Source organism: Marinibactrum halimedae (assembly GCF_021234875.1).
GTDB lineage: Bacteria > Pseudomonadota > Gammaproteobacteria > Pseudomonadales > Cellvibrionaceae > Marinibactrum > Marinibactrum halimedae.
The window spans coordinates 73,896-96,680 of sequence record NZ_JAJQVM010000024.1 but is presented as its reverse complement, the minus strand read 5'-3'; the positions used below and the strand labels follow the sequence as shown (position 1 = coordinate 96,680).

Here is a 22,785-nt window from a genome sequence, read left to right as displayed (position 1 = left end):
CAAGTAAAAAAGTTTATGTGTCAGCTACAGAAATCGAAAAATATATTGCTTGGCTTTTTTAAAGATAAGAATTTGGAGTACATAGCAGATGCCGCTTAATGTTGGCTAAGCTATGTACTCCTTAGTAGCTTTATTCAAGAATGGATACGTAAACTATTGACGAAAAATGTTTACCCCAAAAGTTACAAAAGGTGACTGGTAAGCAAATGGTTTTCTATCAGGTGTTGAAGATTATACAAATATTGAGTGCTATTGTTATTTAGGGCTTAAACTGAGTCGCCTTGGAGGGATGTTCCGCTCAACACATGGGCACCTTCGCGATTCGCTGGCTGCCATGAGGAGAACAATAATTGATCAGCCTTCTCTGTGAAAAGTTAATGCTCGATGTGTCTATGATAAAGTATATTTTTTGATCGAGTTTACGTGGCTTGCTTTTCTATCCTATTTGCCTATATGCGGGTTAATAACTTCATACTAGCGATTAACGCCGTCATTCTTCAAATGCGTGATGCATTTTTGGTGTTGATTCACAAATACACAATCTCTATGACCTTTTTTGGTGCCATTACGACTAACCTCGATGCTTGTCTAAGCGCTTCTCTATACAGCACCCTATAACGTAAAGAAGGCTCTGTGTAGAAGTTGATTCAATGTTCGGGAAACGAGGTTCATAATGATCATGAATAACAAGCCCACCTTGGTATTGGGTGCCTTAATTCTAATGTCACAGCAATCGATAGCAGGCCCGGTTGGGCTGGATAATGCATCGAGCTTGTCTGATTTAAGAAATATTCAAATGCAATCAGTGAGTAATAAATCACTGCTTAATAAAGCCATTACCGCAGAAGCTCAAAAGCCCAGTGAGCAAGAACCTCCTTTTGAAATTGCCAGCGCATTACAAACTCAGGTTTCTTTAATTGAGTGGGATACCGTTATCAATGAATCAACAGATTATAAATCCATCGCCGTTTCCCGTTATAAAGTGACTTCAGAAGGGGCGACCAATATCAGTTTAGGATTTAAAGAATTCTACATGCCAGAAGGTGCAGAAGTGTATATTTATTCTGCGGATGGTAATGAAGTGCTTGGCCCTTATGGAAACGATCAAAACGAATCCCATGGGCAACTGTGGACACCGATGATCGCAGGTGATGAAGTTATCGTTGAAGTGAATGTGCCAAGCCACTTAGTGGATGATGTCAAACTGGAATTAAAACAGGTTAACCATGGTTTTCGTGGGGCGGAGCCCACCTCGAAAATAAAAAAGCTTCTAAAGTCGGGGTCATGTAACGTTGATGTTGCTTGTGAAGAGGGTGATGATTGGCGTGATCAAATTAATTCCGTTGCCCATTATCAATTCTCAACAAACCAAGGCTCTTTTGTTTGTACCGGGGCCGCAATTAATAATACCGCTGAAGATAATCGGAATTTATTTTTAACCGCAGACCACTGTTTGGACGATGCCTCTTATGCGGCAACTGTGGTGGCGTACTGGAATTTCCAATCGCCAGAATGTCGTGCACCGGGTTCATCCAGCAGTGGTGGTAATGGGAATGGGCCTCGTAATGTTACACAAAGTGGTGCGGTAATGTTGGCTCAAAACTCAGGGTCTGACTTCGCTTTAATTGAGTTTGATGACCCGATCCCTGAAGAGGCGAATGTGTATTACGCTGGCTGGAGCCGTAGTTCGGTAGCGCCAACCATGGGTGTGAGTATTCATCACCCTGCGGGGCATGAAAAGCGTATCAGTCTGGATTACGACCAGTTGATTCCTCAATCTACCCATTGGCGAGTAGAAGATTGGGATGTAGGTACCACAGAAGGTGGGTCTTCTGGTTCGCCTATTTTTAACCAAGACAAATTAATTGTTGGGCAACTAACAGGTGGCCAAGCAGCGTGCGGTAATGATGAGTACGATATTTATGGCCGAATGGACGTGAACTTTGATCGCGGTATTACGGAGTATTTAGACCCTGAAAACACGGGTGTGATGGAATTAGCCGGTCGTTACGCTACGGATTCAGCGACGCCAACACCGACGCCAACTCCGACTCCGACGCCAACACCGACGCCGACGCCAACACCGACGCCAACACCAACACCGACGCCAACACCGACGCCAACTCCGACGCCGACTCCGACGCCAACACCGACGCCGACGCCAACACCGACGCCGACGCCAACACCGACGCCAACACCGACTCCGACGCCAACACCGACGCCGACGCCAACACCAACACCGACGCCAACACCGACGCCGACGCCAACACCAACACCAACACCAACACCAACACCAACACCAAGCCCCGGCGGCTACGCATTTGGTTTAGAAAGTGATGGTACGTTGTATCATGTGGTGAATGGCGAGAGCACACGCTTTGCCATGCTCTGTATCGACAACCGTTGTCGTCGTCCTTCTTTAGTGGGCGATCGTTACGAAGTCGAAACTGGAATAACGTCTGGTGAGCACGATATTGGCTTTTTGATGTTCAGTCGCTCTTCTGGCATTTGTTATGCAATGGAGCAAGATGTACAAGCGGGTGATGGTGTATCCAGTACTGATTGTAGTGATTAATTCTTCTATTCTTTGATTTTTTCTCATATACCAGCGCACTAATTGGTGTGCTGGTATTCTTTCTATTTATTTCTGCTTGATTATTTTTATTTTAATCTACATGGTTGTGTTGTACGACACGCTTTGGTGTAAATGCAAAACTAACATCACTTTGCAAAAGAGAGATCATGCACATTGTATTTCGTCTCTGAACTGGACCAAGCAATGGTTTAGATACGATACACAATGATGGTAATTCTATTAGGCCACATTTTTACAAAAATTGACGCTGGAGTTTCCTTTTGTGGGCACTTGATATCGCTCATTATAGAAAGCTTTCCGTTAAAGTATATCTTTTAACTATTGAGTATTATTTATTAAATAAAGGATTTGCTTTGGCTATGTTCCCTGATATTAAATTTCCGCAACGCAAAGTGGATATGCTAATTACAGGCTTTGCGAAAAAAGATAAGCCAAGTATTGCTGATTTCGCTATTTTGCGCTCACTAGGTAAACTCTATGATCGTCTAGATAATTATCGTATCGAAGCTAATACTATGAATGTGGATCAGTTGGAGTCTGAACAGCATAAGTCTCGACGGCTTGGTCGATTCATGACGCAAGCTGGTGATATACGCCCATCTTCACATTGTGATGCCCACGCCATAGTATCTGGGAGCCATCCTGATGCCTTGGTGATACGAGGTGTGTTAGCGTGGTTGAAAATGAGAATTGATGACCCACATAATGGGTGTTGGCTACCCCGTGACTGGGAGGATAGAAAATATATGCCAAATCATTTACGTAATGCTGTTCCTCATCGCCGTATTCATACTGGTGCCTATTATGAGTGGTTGGCAGGAAAGATTAATATTATGCGTATCAGAACACCAGAACAGTTAATTGATACACTACGCCTCGTACGTACGTGGCTTCAAAGTGGGGCTGTACCACCGGAAGTTATGCCCACAACAGGAATACAGTAACTATGAATTTTTACACTATGGTTTTCGATGAGGGTTATTTACGTATGTTGTGGGATGCCGCGCATGTTCGATCTCTCGTTGGAGAGTATAATATCGATCACCGCATTGATATTAATAGTGGCCCTGTAGCCCACAAAAATGTATTCAAAGAACCCATACGTGTTAGCTTTGATTATAGCCATCCAGATTATAAGGGACGTATTCGTGGGGACTTGTCCGTTCAGGAAGGGAGGCTTTATCTCAATCAAAAGGCTCTTAATGCGTTAAAACCTTTAATCGATGATGATGGAGATATCATAGAGGTTATTGATGAAAAAAATGAAATTGGATACGTGTTTACTCCCTTACAAGTGGCAGAGAAAGTTGACGCGATTGATATGAAGCTTACCCAAATAAATCAATGGGGTGATCCAGAACACCTTGCTTTTTATGAAGACAGATTAGAACGCTGGAATATTTTTAGGTGTGAACTAAATAGCTATATGTCTTTACAGTGCAGCCAAGCGGTAAAAGATCTTATTGAAAAATTTAATCTAAAAGGAGTCTTTTTTACCCCAAGCTTAGGAAATCGTTATCCTAATCAGTTTGATAAAAATAAAATTGATAGTCATTAAATTTTAAGCTTTTTAATCAGGTGGTTGGAATCATCAACGAATGAAAAAGAAGTCCTCTGGGGTTAAGTTTATATTTTGCTGATAAAAGATTTCAAGCGGTTTGGAATGAAGTTTGTGATGAAGGATAAATCTTGTATTTTGTATTATTTCCTTAGGTAGAATGAAACTTACTATTGAGATGGGGCCTTTGCGGCCCCGTTTTTTATTATCGAAAATTAATGGCTTAAATTCACTTCATATACCGTCGTTGTTCCGCTGTCTTCATTGGCCACGATAACCAGTGGGTTACCTGTTGGGCTGTCTTGTGCAGAAACAAACGTCATTCCTTCAGGGGCCTCGTCCCCTTCGTTATTTGCAATGTCGATAAACTGGACACCAAATGGACTGGTTATGTCGTAAATATAAATATCATCAGAGCGCTCTGCGGCAATAAAAGCGTAGGTGCGATTAAAGGCTTCTCCAACCACAATGGCTTCGGGCTCAGCGCCTTTGTCATCGCTGCGTTTGTCGTTATCATTAAATGCATTACCTTTGCGGCCTGCGGCAATTTTTCCAAAATCGTCGCCGCTGTCGTATACCAAACCATAGGTTTCATGCCAAATGGAAAAAGAGCGAGCGCCGTAATTATGGATAATATCAATATCACCATCGTTATCGGTATCACCCAAAGTATTGGTCACTTTTAATCGGCCTAATAGAGAGGTATCCATTGCGGCTTCCCACTCTGGGTGTTCTGCATCTAACATGGCGCCTTTATTCTCGGTAAAATCTTCTAAACGATATTCTTCGGTAAAGGCTAGGCAGCCATCGTCTTCATCAAAATCAACGGCACTATTATTCATGCAATACGTTTCTTGTTCTTCAGGAGTATTACCTTCGGCATCAAACCAATATTCTCGGGCATCGCCTTCGTTGGCGGTGAGAATCCATTGCATGTCATGAGTGGAATACGTTGCAATGGCATCCGGTTGATACAGGCCTACCACCTGTTGATAGCTGCCAAATTGAACTTGGTCATCTTTATCACTGGCATCAATTTGATTTCCTCGTACAGAAAAATCTTTTGTACCCAGCGGTAGTATGTCAATAATTTGATTGTTGTTAAGGTTAATAATAAGAAGGGCATTATTTTCTTGTAGGCTCACATACGCTGTTGAAGAGTCTTCGCTTATCGCAATGTATTCTGGCTCCAAATCTTGTGCGACGGAAGCATTAGGCCCAAAAATTCTCACTTCACTACTTAACTCTTCTGCTCGATTACCGCCTTCGTTGTAGTCGGTAAATGAAATTAAGCTGGCCGTATCCTCTGGTGTATTGTTGGTGATGGAGATGATGGCAATAGAGCCTTCGGGGTCAATATTGTAATCATCGCTGGGTTCACCTTCGCAGGCCACAATCGCTTTACTGCCATCGGGAGTAAAGGTCACCATATCAGGGAGTGCGCCAACAGAAACGGCTTTAATAAATTCAGGTATGTCGTTGTTAATATCGTAAAACGCCACAAAGCCATTTTCTTGTTTATTATCATTTTCAACGGCCACCGCCAGCAGTGTGCCATTGACAGAAACGCTGTTGGCATTACCAATGGTGAAGTTACTCATATCACCACGTAAATTCAGTGTCGTGATTTTAGAAAGCTGGCCGGCTTGAATGTTATTGGCACTGAGAACATCCACACTGCCATCAACGGCATTGACGACAAAAACCCGTGTACGGCTGGCATCGTAAGCCACAATTTCGGCAGCGCCTTCTTTTTCTTCCAAATCAGTGGTGTAGGTAGCGATTGCAGAGAGTTGTATTTTCTGGGAAGCCACGGCTTCGGTATTCATTTTACTGCGATTGACGGCGATAATTTCGGTTTCATCACCTTCAATTCCGAAGTCATTGTCGTTAATTAACAACATAACATCGTCATTGAGAAGAGCAATGCCTTCTATCTTTTTGGGGACAGTGACATCCTCCGTTAAATCGGTAAGGGTATTGAAGGCCAGTGCTTTGGCAACCGGTGCTGCGCCAATACTGGCAAGGTCAAACGCTTCTTCCAGCGTTTTTGGGGTGGGGCTTTCGTTTGTACTGACGGCGTTGTTACTGATGGTGTTATTATTGACAGAGTTGCTACCGACGGTTGTGTTAAGAATATTATCCCCTGTGGTTAGGTCAATTTCGTACAGTTTGGTGGTTTGACTGATGCGCTCTAATACTAATAAACGATTTTCATCCAAGGCTACCATTTCGGAAATTTTCACATCCGTAAATTTACTACGGTTTTCATCGCCGCCGAGTCCTGTTAAGCCAAAGGTTTGTGGACGATCCATCACATAAATATATTCGCCTGCGAGATCACCGAGGGTGCCATCTTCATTGAGTACAATTTTAAGTAGACGGACATTGCGTGAATTTTTGTAGGCATCCAAAGTGGGGTTGGCCAACGGACTTTGCATGATGAAGTAAAGAAAATCTTCATTAGGCGAGAGCGCCAGTGATTCAATTCCCCGGTTTAATTTTCGTGTTTTAAAAATATCTGGCAAACCACCGGTGATTGGGTAATTGGCATCGGCTAAATCATCGGCAACAGATTCTGGAACCACACGTTCTAAAATGGTGCCGTCAGCGGCGATATGAAGTAAAGAAGGGCCGTATTCTTCGGAAATCCAAAAGGTGCCGTCTTGTAGTTTGACTAACGCTTCGGGGTCAACGCCTTCGTTATCGAATTCGATTTTTTGTGAATCGGCGCCAAAGCTCAGCTCAGTATTGGTGGCTATTAAATTATTGGTTAAACCTGTAATGACATCGCCATTCTGATTTTTAAGGGGAATTTCTTGGAGAATACTGGCAGAAGGTTGCCCGTCTATTTCAGTTAGTGACCACTGGATAATTTTAGGTGTGTAATTGGGCATCGGGAAGATTTTAAAATCGTCATTCCCTTCGCCACAAAAGCCTTCTATATCAATGATATCGCCTGAATCATCACAGGCGATATTGGGGCCACGATCGGTAATGGTATAAAACACCGATTGTGACTCGCCGGGTTTATGGTAGGCGCCGCTGCCAAAGCCAGTGGTAAATGAGATTGTATTGCCGGTTTTTTGAGCGGAGGTTGCAGTAGATGAAGCTGCAATAGATGAAGTTGTAGTAGATGAAGTTGTAGTAGATGAAGTTGTAGTAGATGAAGTTGTAGTAGATGAAGTTGTAGTAGATGAAGTTACAGTCGATAAAGAAACGGTTGCATCGTTATTGAACGTCACTTCCCCAAGCTCCCCTTGAGGTAATGCGAGAGGTTGAGCAGATAAACGGGAAAGGTTTTCCAGCACCGCCATGGTTTCAGGGCTGTCTTCGGTACGGCAGAGGTAGGAAGTGTCGTTTATTTCGGTGTTGCTCAAGTTGCCGTCTGAATCGGTGTCGATACCGCTGTCAATCTGTACACCACCAAAGGTGCAATTCACGTTGCCCGCAGCCAAGGTTGTTTGGCTGATTAAACTGTTTAAGCCGTTGGAGCCATCAGAACCACTACCACCGTCATCACCACTACAACCTGCTAAAGCAATAGCAAGGCTAATGGCAAGTGAAACTTTTTTTGATTGAAAATGCATATTTGTCACCCTAAGCATTATATGAGTTATTTGGTGCCAAGAGTGTGAAAGCGAGATGTTACAGCCTTGTTAATCTGTAATGGATTAAGAATGTGAGAAAAAGTAGTTAATTTACTATTGTGTGTGACTTTTTGTCGTTAAAAAATAATTTAGTGTCATTTATTTTTCCTTTTCTCGCGGGTTTGTTTTTTAGGTTGAGGAGCATGAGATTTAAATCGTTTTATTTTGGTTCATGAGGTTTCTTTTTGTTTTTTGAAAAAGTTGCGTTGTGTGCTTGTTGAGTTATTTGCAATATTCGAGTTGTTTGCAACATTTCAGTTGCTGGAAATAAACAGGCGAGACTTTATGAGTATTTCTACGCCTTAGAAACTATAAAATCAATTAAAAGAGAGGGTCATTACATTGAAAGGTAAAAAAAGAGGAGTGCTGGATGGTGCACTCTTTTCATTAAAAAAACTATCCGTGGTCGTGAGCGCAGTAATGATGGTGTCTCCGTCTGTATTTTCATTAGAGCATAGTCATCCCCACAGTAAGGATATTGATAAACGTTTAACGGTATCTCCCTTAATTGCGGATAAAAAACCGTCTTCTTTACAACACCAACGGATAAATCAACTGAAAAGTGAAATGCCAGAGTTGGTGGCGCAATTTGATGAGTTTGGGGCAACCAGTTCGCTTATGAATGCGACCGGTACACTCACACAAGAGGGGAAAAATGTAGCTGCTCAACCCCTCAATACGATTGCTGAAGACTTTGTGTTTAACAATCTTGATTTGTTGGGCTTAAACGTCGCTGATGTTAATCAAATGCTCATCACCGATAAGGTAAAATCCCCTAATGGCGTTACCCATATTTATTATCAGCAAGTGCATCATGGTATTCCTGTTTACAATGGGCAATTGCAGGTTCATCTGACTGAGAGCGGTGCTATCAGCCATGTGAATAATCGATTTATTCCCGATCTTGCGAATATGGCGAATACTATCACGCCAAGTTTGTCCGCTTCTCAAGCCATCATGGCAGCGGCGAAAGCGCTGGATGTTTCCATGACCGCAGATTTGCGTTCTGTGTCTGATGGTTCTGTGTCTGATGGTTCTGTGTCTAATGGTGTTGTAGATGCGTCAGCCACGTCATTTACTCAATCGGAGTTATCCTCTCGCCCCATTAAAGCGAAATTAATGTTCATGCCCGTGTCTCCGGTGGAGGTCACACTGGTCTGGAATTTCCAATTTGAACTGGAAGATCAGTGGCCGGATATCACCGTGGATGCCACTAGCGGTGAAGTAATTACGAGCTTGGATACGATTAGTTACGCGAATTATCGAGTTTTTGGTTACCCCACGGCAAACCCTGCATTGGCAACACCGGCGGCACCGGCAGATGGCCGTGTGATGGTGGTTGACCCAGAAGACCCGGTTGCTTCACCTGACGGTTGGTTTAACGATGGCGGTGTATCCATGGAGGGGAATAATGTGAGGGCGTGTTCGGATACGCGTTCTCGTTCCGGTGGTGCGCGAAATTGCGATCCTCAACAACCGGTTTGTGACAATGGCACCTGTGATTTTCCACTGGATTTAAGTCGTGGTGCCGAAACGTATATTGACGCCGCTATTGCGAATTTATTTTATTGGACCAACCTCGTGCACGATGTACAACATCAATATGGTTTTGATGAAGCGAGTGGTAACTTCCAAAATAATAACTTTGGCCGTGGTGGACGGGGCTCTGATGCGATATTAGCGAATGCGCAAGATGGCAGTGCGACCTGTAATGCGCGTTTTTATTCCGCGCCCGATGGCTCCAGCCCAACCATTGAAATGTATCGTTGTGATGATGCAAGCCCTACTCGTGATTCGGATATGGATAACGAAGTGATTGTGCACGAATACGGTCATGGTATTTCTATTCGCTTAGTCGGCGGCCCTTCCAATACGGGTTGCTTGCGCAATGCGCAACAAGGAGGCGAAGGTTGGAGTGATTGGTTTGGTTTGGTTTACACCCCGCGTGGTGGTGAGGCGAGCACAGACAGCACACGTGGTATGGGAGCATATTTCGTTGGAAGAGAACCGCTTACCGGCACTATTCGCCAGCAGCCGTACAGTTTAGATCCCATTATTAATACTATGACCTATGAATCCATCGACGGTGCTCGTCGGCCCCACGGCGTGGGTGCAGTTTGGGCGCAAGTGTTGTGGGAGATGTATTGGTCTCTCGTTGACAAGCACGGTTACGAAGACGATTTAATGAATTTTGATCTGAATGACCCGAGTGAGGCGGGAAATAAGCGGGCCATGTTTTACGTCACCGAAGGCTTAAAAAATACCAGTTGTTCTCCCACGTTTGTTGATGCGCGAGATGGCATTATCACAGCGGCAACGAACAGTTTTGATGGAGAGGACGTGTGCGCGGTATGGCAGACATTTGCGGACTTTGGTATCGGTACTGATGCTCGATCTGGTGGTAGCAGTAGCACCAGACCAACCAATGGATTTGAATTACCAGAGCAATGTCAAATTGATCCACCACCGCCTCCGCCACCCAGTGATTGTAGCGTAGAAGAAAGTTTTGAATCGGGTGCCGGTGGTTGGACAAACTCTTCTGCATCGTCGTGCAGTACGGGCGATTTTGTGGTGGGAACACCCAGCAGACAAACAAACGGTGGCGTGGTTACGCAAGTGGGCGGTGCTGCACAAGGCAGTAATGCGTACTTCACGGCAACCAATACCAGCGCGGGTTCGAATGATGTAGATGGTGGGAACTGTATTGCCAATTCGCCGACCTATTCGGTGACGGAAGATTCTACGTTGTCTTTGTCGTATTTCCACGGCCAACGTGACAGCGGCGATGATGAAGACGGTGATTTCTTCCGGTTGGAAATGTCGACCGATGGTGGGAATACCTATACCTCATTGGCGAGCAATGGGGATTCGGAATCGAATGCCGCTTGGACGACTGTAAGTACAGCTATTTCGGCAAACAGTAATGTGACACTACGTGTGCAATGTTCTGATGGTGCCGGTCCCGGTGATTTAGTGGAGTGTGGCGTGGATAATATCCGCTTCTGTGCACAATAAAGTATTTACCTGAAATATCATGCTTTACATAGTAGGTATGATTTTATGTTAGTAAGTATTAGTTTATGTTAATGGGTATTAGTTTATGTGGGCCTACATTATTGATGGCTAAAGTATTATGCGTGATTTAGTACGATACGTTATTAAGTAGGACGCATTAATTAGTAGGTACAGTTAGTAGGTACAGTTAGTAGGTACAGTTAGTAGGTACAGTACAGATAAACTCAGGGTGCAAAGCCCTGAGTTTATCTCTTTGTTTTAGAGTTTTATTTAGTTTTCTTTATGCAGTTTTATGGCATGTAACGGTTGAACCAACTTGCGCATTGTTCAAAAGATTCAGAGAAATAAGAGAATTTTTAAAAGTGTACCGAATTCGTCTAACCCCCTTCATCTAAACTGGATAAGTCTATCGCACCGAATTTTTTATTTTCATTCATCACGACATGTGTGTTTATGGTCACTAAATAATTTACGGAGCTGACTAAACGCTCATTAATTTCTAGATAACTGCTCATGTCTGGGCAAATAATCCGCAAAAAGAAATCAAATTCACCGCTGACGGTGACGCACTCGACGACTTCAGGAATGGTGTTGATGAGGGCTTCAAATGCTCTGAATTCCTCTCGAGTGTGGTTCTTCATAGTGACAGTGGCAATGCACATGACGTGTCGACACACAGAGGCTAAATTGACTTTGGCGTGGTAGGCGCTGATGACCCCGTTACTTTCTAGCCTTCTTACCCGCTGTAAGCAGGAGCTAGGCGATAAGGATACACGTTCGGCGAGATCTTGATTCGTGATGCGTGCTTCATCTTGTAATATTTGTAAAATTTTTAAATCAGTTCTATCGAGTTTCGTCATACCATTCACAACAGTGTAATTATATTCTCATTAAAGAGGGTTGGCCGTATTACTTTGTTCAAGCAAAGTTTTGTTTTGGTCCTTTTTGTTTGATCGGTCTTTATTTCACCTATGATTTTGTGCGTATTAGCAGCCAAATTTTCTGCGGAAAACATTCTTGCAGGTGCAGCTTCTTTGTCAAGTTTAGTTAATATAAACAGCTCATTTCGTGGTGAGTTTGATACTGTAGTGTAATCTTGTGGGTGATTTAAATATTGCGATTTTATGACATTTTTGTGTGTTTAACGGCACTTTTTTGGTAAAAAAGTGCCGTATACCGCCATGCTTGTTACCCATATTCACCATCAATACCTTCTCTGGGGATACAGTCATGAATTCATTCAAGGATAGTTGCAATGCGGTTTCTGGCCCAAATTCTACTGCCGAAGATTCTTCGGTCTCAGGTGGTTGCTCTACACAAGCTGCAGATGAGACGCACGTTAATCCACGCAATGCACTGTGGCCAACTTATGCCCCTCCGATGGAGATTGTTTTCAGTCATGGTCGGGGCAGTGAATTATTTACAACCGATGGTACGGTTTATTTGGATTTTATTTCTGGTATCGCGGTAACGGGTTTTGGGCATGCCCACCCACGGCTTGTTAATGCTCTGCATGATCAATCCAAGCATTTATGGCATTTGTCGAATTTATTTCGTGTGCCTGAAGCAGAACGTTTAGCGAAACGGTTGGTGGACAATTGTTTTGGTGATCGTGTCTTTTTTACCAACTCAGGCGCGGAATCTTGTGAGGCAGGTTTAAAAGCCATTCGTGGTTACCATGCCTTTAAAGGCAATGCTGAACGTTACCGAATTATCAGCATGAGTGGCGCCTTTCATGGTCGTACCTTAGGGGCGATTTCTGCCGCAGGTAACCCTAGCCATACTAAAGGGTTTATTCCGTTTGATTACGGTTTTGATCAAGTGCCTTGGGGGGATTTGCCAGCCTTAGAGGCGGCAATTTCAGAGGAAACCGCCGGCATTGTTTTAGAGCCAGTACAGGGAGAAGGTGGGGTTCGCCCCGTGAGCGAAGCGTTTATGCACGGAGTAAGAAACTTGTGTGATCATCATGGCATTTTATTAATGTTTGATGAAGTGCAGTGTGGCATGGGGCGTACAGGAAAAATGTTTGCGCATCAGCATTATGATGTGACCCCTGACGTGATGGCATTGGCTAAAGGAATTGGTGGCGGTTTTCCACTGGGCGCTTGTGTGGCCACAGAAGCGGTTGCCTCTGCCATGGGGATTGGTACACACGGTTCCACCTATGGGGGTAACCCTCTAGCAGCAGCGGTTGCCAATACAATTATGGATTTATTATTGGAAGAGGATTGCCTTTCTGAAGTGCAACGTAAGGGGGAGTTACTTCAGAAATTATTGCAAGGTTTAGTACGTAAATTCCCCAATCAATTGAAAGCGGTTTCCGGTAAAGGATTAATGATCGGCGTGGAGTGTGTGATACCAAATACCGATTTATTGAAACTGCTTCGTGATCATCACCTCCTTGTGGGGAAAGCTGGCGGTAATATGCTGCGCTTTTTACCACCGTTAAACGTTTCTGATGAGCATTTACAACAGGCGTGCGATATTTTTGAATCTGTGTTGGAAGCTAATGGCGAGGCTTTGGCCAAAGCCACTTCTGCACAAATTGTGTGAGTGGGGGGAGTAGAGCAATGAATTTAATAAGTAATGTTTCCCCCTCTGTCTTGGAAGGGTTGGAGTATTTGCAAGGCCAGCAAGACACCATGCTGGAAAATACTCTGGCGTTGGCCAATATTAATTCGGGCACTCGACATTTGGCAGGTCTCGCACAAGTACACGATCGCTTGTACGATTTATTTTCTCCGATTGCGGATATTTCAGAATCTATTGCGTTGGCACCTACCCAAGCATTAGGTGATGATGGTGTTTTACACGACATTCACTATGGCAATGCCTTGCGATTTGTAAAATACCCTGAAGCACCCATTCGTGTTTTTTTATGCGGGCATATGGATACGGTATTTCCTGTCGATCATCCTTTTCAAACATGCCAATTTTTAGATGACAATAGAGTGAATGGCCCTGGCACAGCCGATATGAAGGGTGGGTTAATGGTGATGCTTCACGCTCTTAAAGCATGGGAGCAACACCCGCTTTCTCATCAGTTAGGTTGGGAAATTATTATTAACTCGGATGAAGAAACCGGTTCTCTTGGGTCATCGGATTTACTGGTAAAACATGCTTCCAATGCTCATATGGGCATGGTGTTTGAGCCGGCTTTGGCCGACGGTACTTTGGCGGGGTCTCGTAAGGGCAGTGGAAATTTTTCACTTTTGGTGTCTGGCTTAAGCGCACATGCGGGGCGTGAATTTTCTTTGGGTCGTAATGCTATTGCCGGGTTATCTCATGCAATGTCGCAATTGCATCAGTGGAATGAGCGCGAAGGTATTACCGTCAATTTGGGTCGAATTTCTGGAGGTGGCCCATTAAATGTTGTCACCGATACCGCTGTTTGCCATTTTAATATTCGCACGCAAACCACGGATGATCAACACTGGGCAGAAGAGCGACTCCGTGAATTGGTATCACGAATTAATGACAGTAAGCCTCCTTTTGAAGACCAATTAAAAGCCACATTGCACGGTGCTTTTTATCGTCCTCCTAAGCCCTTATCGGAACCCAATCTTCAACTATTTCAATGGTTGGCTCAATGTGGAGAGCAGTTGGATATTGCCATACATCATAAGCCCACAGGAGGGTGTTGTGATGGTAATAATTTGGTGGCTGCCGGGTTACCGAATATTGATACGTTAGGGGTGAGGGGCGCAAATATTCATACTGCTGATGAATTTATGTGTGTGGATAGCTTAAGTGAGCGCGCACGGCTTAGCTTTTTATTGCTTGATGCGTTTGCTCGAAATGGTGACGCTTATTTAGAGAGTTTGTCTCGTTGGCGAGCGTCAGTAAAAAAATAAGACTGAGGCATAAAATACGTCGAGGGTGTGTATGATTATTCGTAACGCTCGAATGAGCGATTTGGAAGCACTATTGAAATTATCGGCATCAGTACCGGGTGGTATGACGTCTATGCCGTTTGATGAAGAGGCATGGAAGAGAAAACTCACTCTGGCAGAAGAGAGCTTGGGGTATTGCCCGTCAGAGGAAAAAGAAGCCATTTACTTTTTGGTGTTGGAAGACCCAGACACACAAGAAGTCGTGGGAACGGCGGGAGTTCACGCTGGTGTTGGTCGTAAGCGCCCTTTTTATAATTATAAATTGTCTAAGCATGTTAAAGCATCGGAAGTATTGAATATTACGGTCGCCAGTAATTTGCTGAATTTGGTCAATGATTTAACTGGAGAGACAGAATTTACTTCTTTGTTTATTAAGCCTGAGTATCGCCGAGATAAATTAGGTCAATTTTTATCTCGAAGTCGATTTATGTTAATTAATGATTTTCCTGAGCGTTTTGGCGATATTGTTTTTGCGGAAATACGTGGTTGGTTGGATCATGAAGGTAACTCCCCCTTCTGGGATAATGTGGGGAAAAAGTTTTTTAATGTGCCTTATCATAAAGCTGATTTTATCAGTGCGGTCAGTGGCTCTCAGTTTATTTCCGACTTAATGCCTCGTTTCCCGGTGTATTTAGAATTGTTGCCTGAAGAAGCGGTCAATGTGATTGGCAAACCCCATCGAGATTCCGTGGCAGCAATGAAATTGCTGGAAAAAGAAGGTTTTCGTTATCAAGGGGTTGTGGATATTTTTGATGCCGGGCCAGTGGTAGAGTGCAATCGTCGATACATTGAATCGATGAATAAGGCACGTTACGTAACAGTTCATGAAATTGTTGAAGATCAAGCCAGTGTAAAAACCTATACCAAAGAGCTTGCTCTCTCAGGGCAATCCCAAACCTGCACGCACAGTATTATGAGTAATGGTGTCTTAAATGATTACCGTTTAGTGATGGATCATCTTTCATGGAATGATGAATATCAAGCCGTGATTTGTTCTGCTACCGCCAATGCTTTGGGGGTTGTCGCCGGTGATCAAATACAATTTTTGGCAACGCGTTAATTAGTCGTTATAAATTAATTTTTATTGATTGGTCGTCGTTAATTAATTGCCGTTAATAAGTGCGGTTAAAAGTTGTCGATTAAAAGTTGGTGACTAAAAATTGGTGGTTAACGATTTTATTGAGGTAGATTGAGGTTAGCATGAGTGATACCCAAAGCAAACAGCCATTGAAAAGTGTGTTTTTTAAAGGGCATTTTTATTCAGGCCAATGGCATCAGGGGGATGTGGAAACACGAGAGAAAGGTGAAGTGTTGGTATCTGAAAACCCTGCAACCGGAGACGCCTTATGGCAGGGCGTGAATGCCAGTCCGGCACTGGTGAGTGATGCTGTTAACTCTGCTCAATTGGCTTTTGAAGTTTGGTCGCGGACGCCTCGGGAAGAGCGTCAAAAGGTGATTGAGCGATTTGCAGAAGTATTGAAAGAGAATCAAGAGATTCTAGCTCAGACAATACATGAAGAAACTGGAAAACCGTTATGGGAAAGTAAAACCGAAGCGCAAACCATGGTCGGTAAAATTGGTCTATCCATTAATGCCTATGATCAGCGCACTCCCACTACGACCGGTCAAGGCGCTGCTGGAGTAAGCACGCAATTAACCCATCGTCCTCATGGCGTTTTTGCGGTGCTTGGCCCGTATAACTTCCCTGGCCATTTACCAAATGGGCATATTGTGCCGGCATTATTGGCTGGCAACACGGTTGTTTTTAAGCCTTCAGAGCTCACGCCTAAGGTGGGTGAATTAATGGTGACTTGTTGGCAAAAAGCCGGTTTGCCCGACGGAGTGCTAAATTTAATTCAGGGAGGAAAGGCGTCTGGGGAAGCGTTAGTGACACACCCTAAAATTGATGGTGTGTTATTTACGGGCAGCTCTCACACCGGCAGCCAGTTGCATCGTTTAATGGCCGGGCAGCCTGAAAAAATGTTGGCTTTAGAAATGGGGGGGAATAACCCCTTAATTGTGGACGATGTGAGTGATGTGGATGCCGTCGTTTACGCGATTATTCAATCGGCCTTTATTTCTGCGGGCCAACGATGCACTTGTGCACGGCGATTAATCTTAACAAAAAGCGAAGAAAACGAACGAGTATTGGCGCGTTTGGTTTCTGTTGGTTCGACTTTATCAGTGGGCGAGAGTGATTCGTGTTTTATGGGCTCGTTAATCAGCAATGACGCTGCAGATCGAGTGTTAACTGCGCAAGAGGAGTGGTTATCTCAGGGAGCAAATGCACTATTAAAAATGCAGCGTAGTGTTGAAGATCGTCCGTTTTTAACGCCGGGTATTGTTGATGTAACGGCAATTGAAAATCGCTTGGATGAAGAACATTTTGGTCCGCTCTTGCAAGTGATATGGGTCGATGATTTTGAAGCGGCCATAACCGAAGCTAACCAGACACGATTTGGTTTGGCTTCAGGGCTATTAAGTGATTCACCAGAAAAATGGGCGCGGTTTTATGATCGTGCCCGTGCGGGTATTGTGAATTGGAATAGGCCGTTAACAGGTGCCAGTGGCGCAGCGCCGTTTGGAGGAATTGGTGCCAGTGGTAATCATCGTCCTAGCGCCTATTATGCTGCCGATTACAGTGCCTACCCGATGGCAACATTACTCAGTGAAAAAATCACGTTACCCGAGGTGTTGTCGCCGGGTATTGCGTTTAAATCAGAGTAAAAAATAAAGCGAATACATTGAGAAGTCCATACTCATGTATCAATAACAATAAAATAAATAAAAATCGGTAACGGAATACGATGAGTGAGCATCACTTGTTCATGGATGAACGTTGTTTTTTCTTAAATATTTGCTTCCATAAAAAAGTTAGTATGGGAAAAACTCTTTAGAACGCCAAAGAAAGATCATCACTTAAAAAACATCAATTAAGAAACCGTTAGAAAACCATGGAGTTCCCATTGAAGAACGATAAAGTGTATGAAGTTAATTTTGATGGTTTGGTCGGGCCAACTCATAATCATGCGGGGCTATCGTTTGGTAATGTGGCCTCAGGAAAACACGCCGAAATGGCGGCATCTCCGAAAAAGGCGGCGCTGCAAGGTTTAGAGAAAATGAAAGCCTTGGCGGATTTGGGGTTAAAGCAAGGGGTATTGCCACCTCATGAAAGGCCGCATTTACCTACATTAAAGCGCCTGGGGTTTCAGGGGAGTGATTCCGATATTATTGCAAAGGTCTTGAAAGAGGCTCCGCATTTTTTACGCTCGGTGTCATCGGCATCGAATATGTGGGTGGCTAATGCGGCAACCGTCTCTCCGTTTTTGGATACGGCAGATGGCAAAACCCATTTCACTCCCGCCAATTTGTGCAGCATGTTTCATCGTGCGATTGAACCTGAAACGACAGGGCGAATTTTGCAGGGGATTTTTTCTTCTGGTGACTATGTGCATCATGCGCCATTGCCCTCTGGCACGCATTTTTCTGATGAGGGGGCGGCAAACCACACACGTTTTTGTGAAGGTTACGATAAAGAAGGCGTCGAATTTTTTGTCTACGGTGCAAGCAGTTTTAATACTGCCCTACCGCGCCCGCAGCGATACCCCGCACGACAAACCTTAGAGGCCAGTGAAACGATTGCCCGTATCCACCGATTGAACCCAGCCAAAACGGTATTCGCCCAACAAAACCCAGCGGCTATTGATGCGGGGGTATTTCATAATGATGTGATTGCCGTGGGCAATCGTAACGTGCTTTTTTATCACGAGCAGGCGTTTGTCGATACACCCGAAGTGATTCGTCAATTAAACGCAGCTTATGGTGGAGACGGATTGGTGTACATTGAGGTGGCGGCTAATCAGGTTCCTCTCAAAGATGCCGTTAGTTCTTATTTGTTCAATTCTCAGTTGATTTGTCCTGAGGGGGCAGCAGGGGCAACACTGGTGGTGCCAAGAGAGTGTCGGGAAATTTCTTCAGTCAATGCCTATCTAGAAGAGTTAAGCTGCAATAATCCGCATATCAATAAGGTAATGGATTTTGATTTGCGCCAAAGTATGCGTAACGGAGGTGGTCCTGCCTGTTTGCGATTGAGAGTGGTATTGTCTCAACTTCAACTGGAATCGCTTGGAGCGAGAGTCATATTGGATGAGAGTTTGTATCAAGATCTCAAGGGTTGGATTAACCGCCATTATCGTGACACCCTCCTGCCAGAAGACCTAAAAGACCCTGCATTATTGGTTGAGTCACGACAAGCGCTTGACGAGCTGGTTCAATTATTGCACCTTGGCGCTGTTTACGAGTTTCAGAGTGCTTAATAGGAGGAGTTATTAAGCGCCAAACTTGAATGAAGATTGATATAGCCCAAAAACTGTGCGTTAAACTGTACAATGGGCGTCAATGAAGACAGCGCCGTTTACAAGAAACATGCAGTGACGATACTTAGGGTGTGACTCGGTATGGTTTTATTCAGTATGGTTTGTAAATCAGGTGGGTGAGTTTTGCGTTAATAGTGGTCGCCTACATTTTCTTTTTCTGGGTGAAAAACATCCAGGTTAAGCAATGATCAGTATTGATAATAATAAAAGCTCCTGCTCCGGCGTGGCGAATGCACTGACCATTGGGTATTTGAATGAACGACAAAAAAGCCATTCCTCTATTTGTAGCCATTATTCCACTGGTGATTCTCATCAGTTTGTTATCGTTGAATGTATATATCTACAAGGATGATGCGGTCAGCGGTTCTAATCAGATAATTCTTATTGTTTCAGCGGCGATTGCTGCGGGACTTGCTTGGCTATACGGCTCCAGTTGGAAAACCTTGGAAGGCGGAGTCATCAACAGCTTGAAATTGGCCTCTCCGGCTATTCTCATTTTATTAATGGTAGGCGCACTCTCCGGTACGTGGTTGTTGAGCGGTATTATTCCCACCATGATTTATTACGGGTTACAGGTGCTTAATGCGACATTGTTTTTGTTTGCGGCCTGTATTATTTGTGCCGTGGTGTCGGTGTTTACCGGCAGTTCTTGGACCACCTCTGCTACCATCGGTATTGCATTGATGGGGATTGGTAAAGTGCTGGGCTTGCACGAAGGCATGATTGCTGGTGCGATCTTATCGGGTGCGTATTTTGGGGATAAATTGTCGCCACTGTCTGATACGACCAATCTTGCTTCGGCTTCTAGTGGTACAGAATTATTTACCCATATACGTTATCTCACTATCACTACGGTGCCATCTATTTTGATTTCGCTGACCTTATTTGTTGCCTTGGGTTTTGGAGCTAAAGACACTGCTGAAAATGTGGGTGTAGATGAAATTTTAACAACATTGAATGCCCAATTTAACATTACCCCATGGTTGTTATTAGTGCCCATTGCAGTATTAGCGATGATTTTAAAGAAAGTGCCTGCTCTTCCTGCCTTATTTGCCGGTACGGTATTAGGGGGGATTTTCGCTTTTATTTTTCAGCCCGATATCGTTGAGCAAATGGGAGCCGCTTCGGGGAGCGAAGACTTTCACAATTACATTGGCATTATGCAGGCGGCCTTTGGGGATACCCAATTACAAACCGGTAATGACACTCTGGATGAGTTGCTAAGCTCCAGCGGTATGGCTGGCATGATGGGCACCATTTGGTTAATTATTTCTGCGATGATTTTCGGTGGTGTGATGGAAAGCTCTGGTTTCTTGCGGATTATCACCGAGTCGGTTATTCGAAATGTGAGATCGGCGGGCTCGTTGGTGGCAGCTACCGCAGGCACTTGTATGTTTACTAATGTGAGCGCGTCGGACCAATATCTGGCCGTGTTGGTGCCAGGGCGCATGTTTGCCGATTCCTACAAACAGCGTGGCCTTGCCTCGCAAAACTTGAGTCGTACATTGGAAGATTCGGGAACGGTTACCTCAGTGCTTGTGCCATGGAATACCTGTGGTGCTTATCATGCAGGGGTTCTGGGTGTTGCTACACTGACGTATGCGCCATTCGCCTTCTTTTGTATTCTAAGCCCAATTATCACCATCGCGTTTGCCTACATTGGGTTTAAAGTAGCGCGTACGAGTGATAATGAGGTTATCCAGACCACGTCTTCTCAGCCGGTTTCCAAAGAAAGTGATAAGCCCGTGAGTGCGTAACGACGGCGGTTTATCTAGTTTAAAAATTAAGAGTCACGTCAACGCCGCTTTTTAAGCGGCGTTTTCGTTACTAAAGAAAATATTGTGATCCATTTTTAGCTCAAGGGCGATGGTATTATGCTTAGTTACCAACACTGCTATCACGCGGGTAATCATGCGGATGTATTGAAGCATTGGTTGTTGCTTGAATGTGTGCAGTATCTTCAGAAAAAACCCAAACCGTTTGATTACATTGATACTCATGCTGGCGAAGGCTTATACAATTTAACTTCTGCTGAAGCACAAAAAACAGGTGAAAGTGCATCGGGTATTGGCCGAGTACCGTGGAACCAATTGCCGGGGTTGGACGCTTATCATCACGCCATTGAGCATGATTTGATTAAGCAAAGTTACCCAGGCTCGCCGCTGCTGATAAAGCGTTTACTTCGTCCGGGTGATAAAGCATGGTTATTTGAATTGCACCCTCAAGCGATTGTTCCGTTGAAAAAGCACTGTGCGCAAAAAGGGTTGAGTGTGGTGCAGCACAGTGATGGCTTTATAGGGTTACTCAGCTTATTACCTACCCAAAGTCGACGTGCATTAGTGCTGATTGATCCGTCTTATGAGGTGAAATCTGACTACCTGAAAGTGGTTGAGATAATGGAAAAAGCTTACAAGAAAATGCCTAACAGCATGATGTTATTGTGGTATCCGGTGGTGGATCGGCAGTGGGTTAAAGTAATGGAGTCTACATTTCGCTCCAGTTCGTTGCGCAATGTGCAATTATTTGAAATGGGGGTGGAGGATGAAAATAATAAAGGCATGACTGCATCGGGTATGGTTGTCGTTAATCCGCCTTATACACTGGAAAAAAAATTTCATTCGACTATCCCTGCACTATCAAAAGCGCTTTCTGAGGATGGTATTGCGCGAACTCGGTTTGATGTGCTGGTAGGAGAATAGTCCTTCTAATAGTCCTCCTAATAGCCTTCTAAAAAGGGGAGCAGGGTTTTGGAAAATAGAAAAGGAAATGATAAATAAAAAGGGCTCTTCATCAAAAAGAGCCCTATTGAAAATCAGTATTTAGAAACGAACGTTACCGGATACTGTCCACTCTGTGTCTGCATTATCAACATCGTATTGGCCAACTTCAGCAGTGACAAAAATTGATGGAGTAATAAAGTAATCGGCGACTAATCCAAAGTAAGTAAGGTCTTCAAATTCATCGTCATCTTCTGGGTCTTCGAAAATTTCTTGTTCAATAGTAGCCCCTAATCCTAATTGTTGGTTTAGGTACACTTTACCTAAAACATCAAAGGTGACAGTATCGTTGTCATCATCGGCAACACTACCGCCGGCTTCAGCGGTAAACGCCATACCATTTCCAAAAGATTGAACAATTTTAAAGTCGGCACCAATGGTACTAATATCGTCGGGGTCGCGTCCCAAGTCATTATCAAACATTGTGCGGCTATAATTTCCCACTATGCTGATGTTATCGTTGATGTATCGTCCTAAACCGAACTCATAAGTGGTGGATTCTCTTTCATTATTAGATCGATTTCGTTTTGTTTCTAAATGAATGCGCTCTCCTTCAACAATCCAGCCACTACTAGAGACAAATCTTCCTCCAATCCCGAAAGCATCTGTTTCGTCTCGATAATCTTCGAGATTTAAATATGCACCACTAATGTAGCTGGCTTGATCAAGAAACGCTGCTTCAGCGTAAGGCCCATCTTTTACTTCCACGCCATCAAAATAAAAGGTGCCGTCAAAGCCCAGTAGGTCAGTTTCTCCGCTGAGTTCGCCAAAACCTGCGCCTATTTCAAACATATAATCTTCTGCAAACGCCATAGATGCGGTTGCCATTAATACTGCGGAAAAAATCACCTTTTTCATAAAGCTCTCCTTTGTGTGTTTTTTATGCGATTTGTTTTGGTTCTGTCGCTTAAATAAGTTGT

The 22,785-nt window shown here is 44.0% G+C and carries 14 protein-coding genes; 11 read left to right on the top strand and 3 right to left on the bottom strand.

What is annotated here, in order from left to right:
- Nucleotides 1-679: 679 nt before the first annotated feature.
- From LU351_RS14370 to LU351_RS14360, 3 genes are all read left to right on the top strand, one after another.
- Nucleotides 680-2,575 carry a trypsin-like serine peptidase gene (locus tag LU351_RS14370; protein ID WP_232594783.1) on the top strand — a complete coding sequence of 632 codons (1,896 nt, stop codon included), beginning with the start codon at nt 680-682 and terminating at the stop codon, nt 2,573-2,575.
- Nucleotides 2,576-2,955: 380 nt separating this feature from the next.
- Nucleotides 2,956-3,540, top strand: coding sequence for an AHH domain-containing protein (locus LU351_RS14365; protein ID WP_232594782.1), 585 nt, complete (start codon nt 2,956-2,958; stop codon nt 3,538-3,540).
- Nucleotides 3,541-3,542: 2 nt separating this feature from the next.
- Nucleotides 3,543-4,154 (top strand): hypothetical protein, encoded by a 612-nt coding sequence (locus tag LU351_RS14360; RefSeq protein WP_232594781.1) that lies wholly within the window; start codon nt 3,543-3,545, stop codon nt 4,152-4,154.
- A gap of 215 nt (nt 4,155-4,369) precedes the next feature.
- Here LU351_RS14360 and LU351_RS14355 read toward each other — a convergent pair whose 3' ends face one another.
- A complete protein-coding gene (locus LU351_RS14355) occupies nt 4,370-7,744 on the bottom strand; it encodes a choice-of-anchor I family protein (protein WP_232594780.1) in 3,375 nt (1,124 codons plus the stop codon).
- Nucleotides 7,745-8,146: 402 nt separating this feature from the next.
- Here LU351_RS14355 and LU351_RS14350 point away from each other — a divergent pair, with 402 nt between their 5' ends.
- Nucleotides 8,147-10,819 carry a M36 family metallopeptidase gene (locus tag LU351_RS14350; protein ID WP_232594779.1) on the top strand — a complete coding sequence of 891 codons (2,673 nt, stop codon included), beginning with the start codon at nt 8,147-8,149 and terminating at the stop codon, nt 10,817-10,819.
- A 377-nt stretch (nt 10,820-11,196) separates the two neighbouring features.
- On the opposite strand, the gene LU351_RS14345 is transcribed toward LU351_RS14350, so the two are convergent.
- Nucleotides 11,197-11,679: an Lrp/AsnC family transcriptional regulator gene (locus tag LU351_RS14345; protein WP_232594778.1), complete on the bottom strand. Its 483-nt coding sequence runs from the start codon at nt 11,677-11,679 to the stop codon at nt 11,197-11,199.
- A gap of 370 nt (nt 11,680-12,049) precedes the next feature.
- On the opposite strand from LU351_RS14345, the gene LU351_RS14340 reads away from it, so the two are divergent.
- From LU351_RS14340 to LU351_RS14310, 7 genes are all read left to right on the top strand, one after another.
- On the top strand, nt 12,050-13,372 hold the full coding sequence (locus LU351_RS14340) for an aspartate aminotransferase family protein (protein WP_232594777.1): 1,323 nt from the start codon (nt 12,050-12,052) through the stop codon (nt 13,370-13,372).
- 17 nt (nt 13,373-13,389) lie between these two features.
- The gene (locus LU351_RS14335; RefSeq protein ID WP_232594776.1) at nt 13,390-14,673 is read left to right on the top strand and encodes a hydrolase; all 1,284 of its coding nucleotides are present in this window, start codon (nt 13,390-13,392) and stop codon (nt 14,671-14,673) included.
- A 31-nt stretch (nt 14,674-14,704) separates the two neighbouring features.
- Complete coding sequence (locus LU351_RS14330; RefSeq protein ID WP_232594775.1) at nt 14,705-15,772, top strand: arginine N-succinyltransferase; 1,068 nt, start codon at nt 14,705-14,707, stop codon at nt 15,770-15,772.
- Nucleotides 15,773-15,912: 140 nt separating this feature from the next.
- Complete coding sequence (astD, locus tag LU351_RS14325; RefSeq protein WP_232594774.1) at nt 15,913-17,439, top strand: succinylglutamate-semialdehyde dehydrogenase; 1,527 nt, start codon at nt 15,913-15,915, stop codon at nt 17,437-17,439.
- A gap of 239 nt (nt 17,440-17,678) precedes the next feature.
- A complete protein-coding gene (astB, locus tag LU351_RS14320; RefSeq protein ID WP_232594773.1) occupies nt 17,679-19,028 on the top strand; it encodes an N-succinylarginine dihydrolase in 1,350 nt (449 codons plus the stop codon).
- A gap of 314 nt (nt 19,029-19,342) precedes the next feature.
- On the top strand, nt 19,343-20,845 hold the full coding sequence (gene nhaC, locus LU351_RS14315) for a Na+/H+ antiporter NhaC (protein WP_232594772.1): 1,503 nt from the start codon (nt 19,343-19,345) through the stop codon (nt 20,843-20,845).
- Between the two features lie 117 nt (nt 20,846-20,962).
- Nucleotides 20,963-21,787 (top strand): 23S rRNA (adenine(2030)-N(6))-methyltransferase RlmJ, encoded by an 825-nt coding sequence (locus tag LU351_RS14310; RefSeq protein WP_232594771.1) that lies wholly within the window; start codon nt 20,963-20,965, stop codon nt 21,785-21,787.
- A gap of 120 nt (nt 21,788-21,907) precedes the next feature.
- Here LU351_RS14310 and LU351_RS14305 read toward each other — a convergent pair whose 3' ends face one another.
- Nucleotides 21,908-22,723 (bottom strand): putative porin, encoded by an 816-nt coding sequence (locus LU351_RS14305; protein WP_232594770.1) that lies wholly within the window; start codon nt 22,721-22,723, stop codon nt 21,908-21,910.
- Between the last annotated feature and the right edge of the window lie 62 nt (nt 22,724-22,785).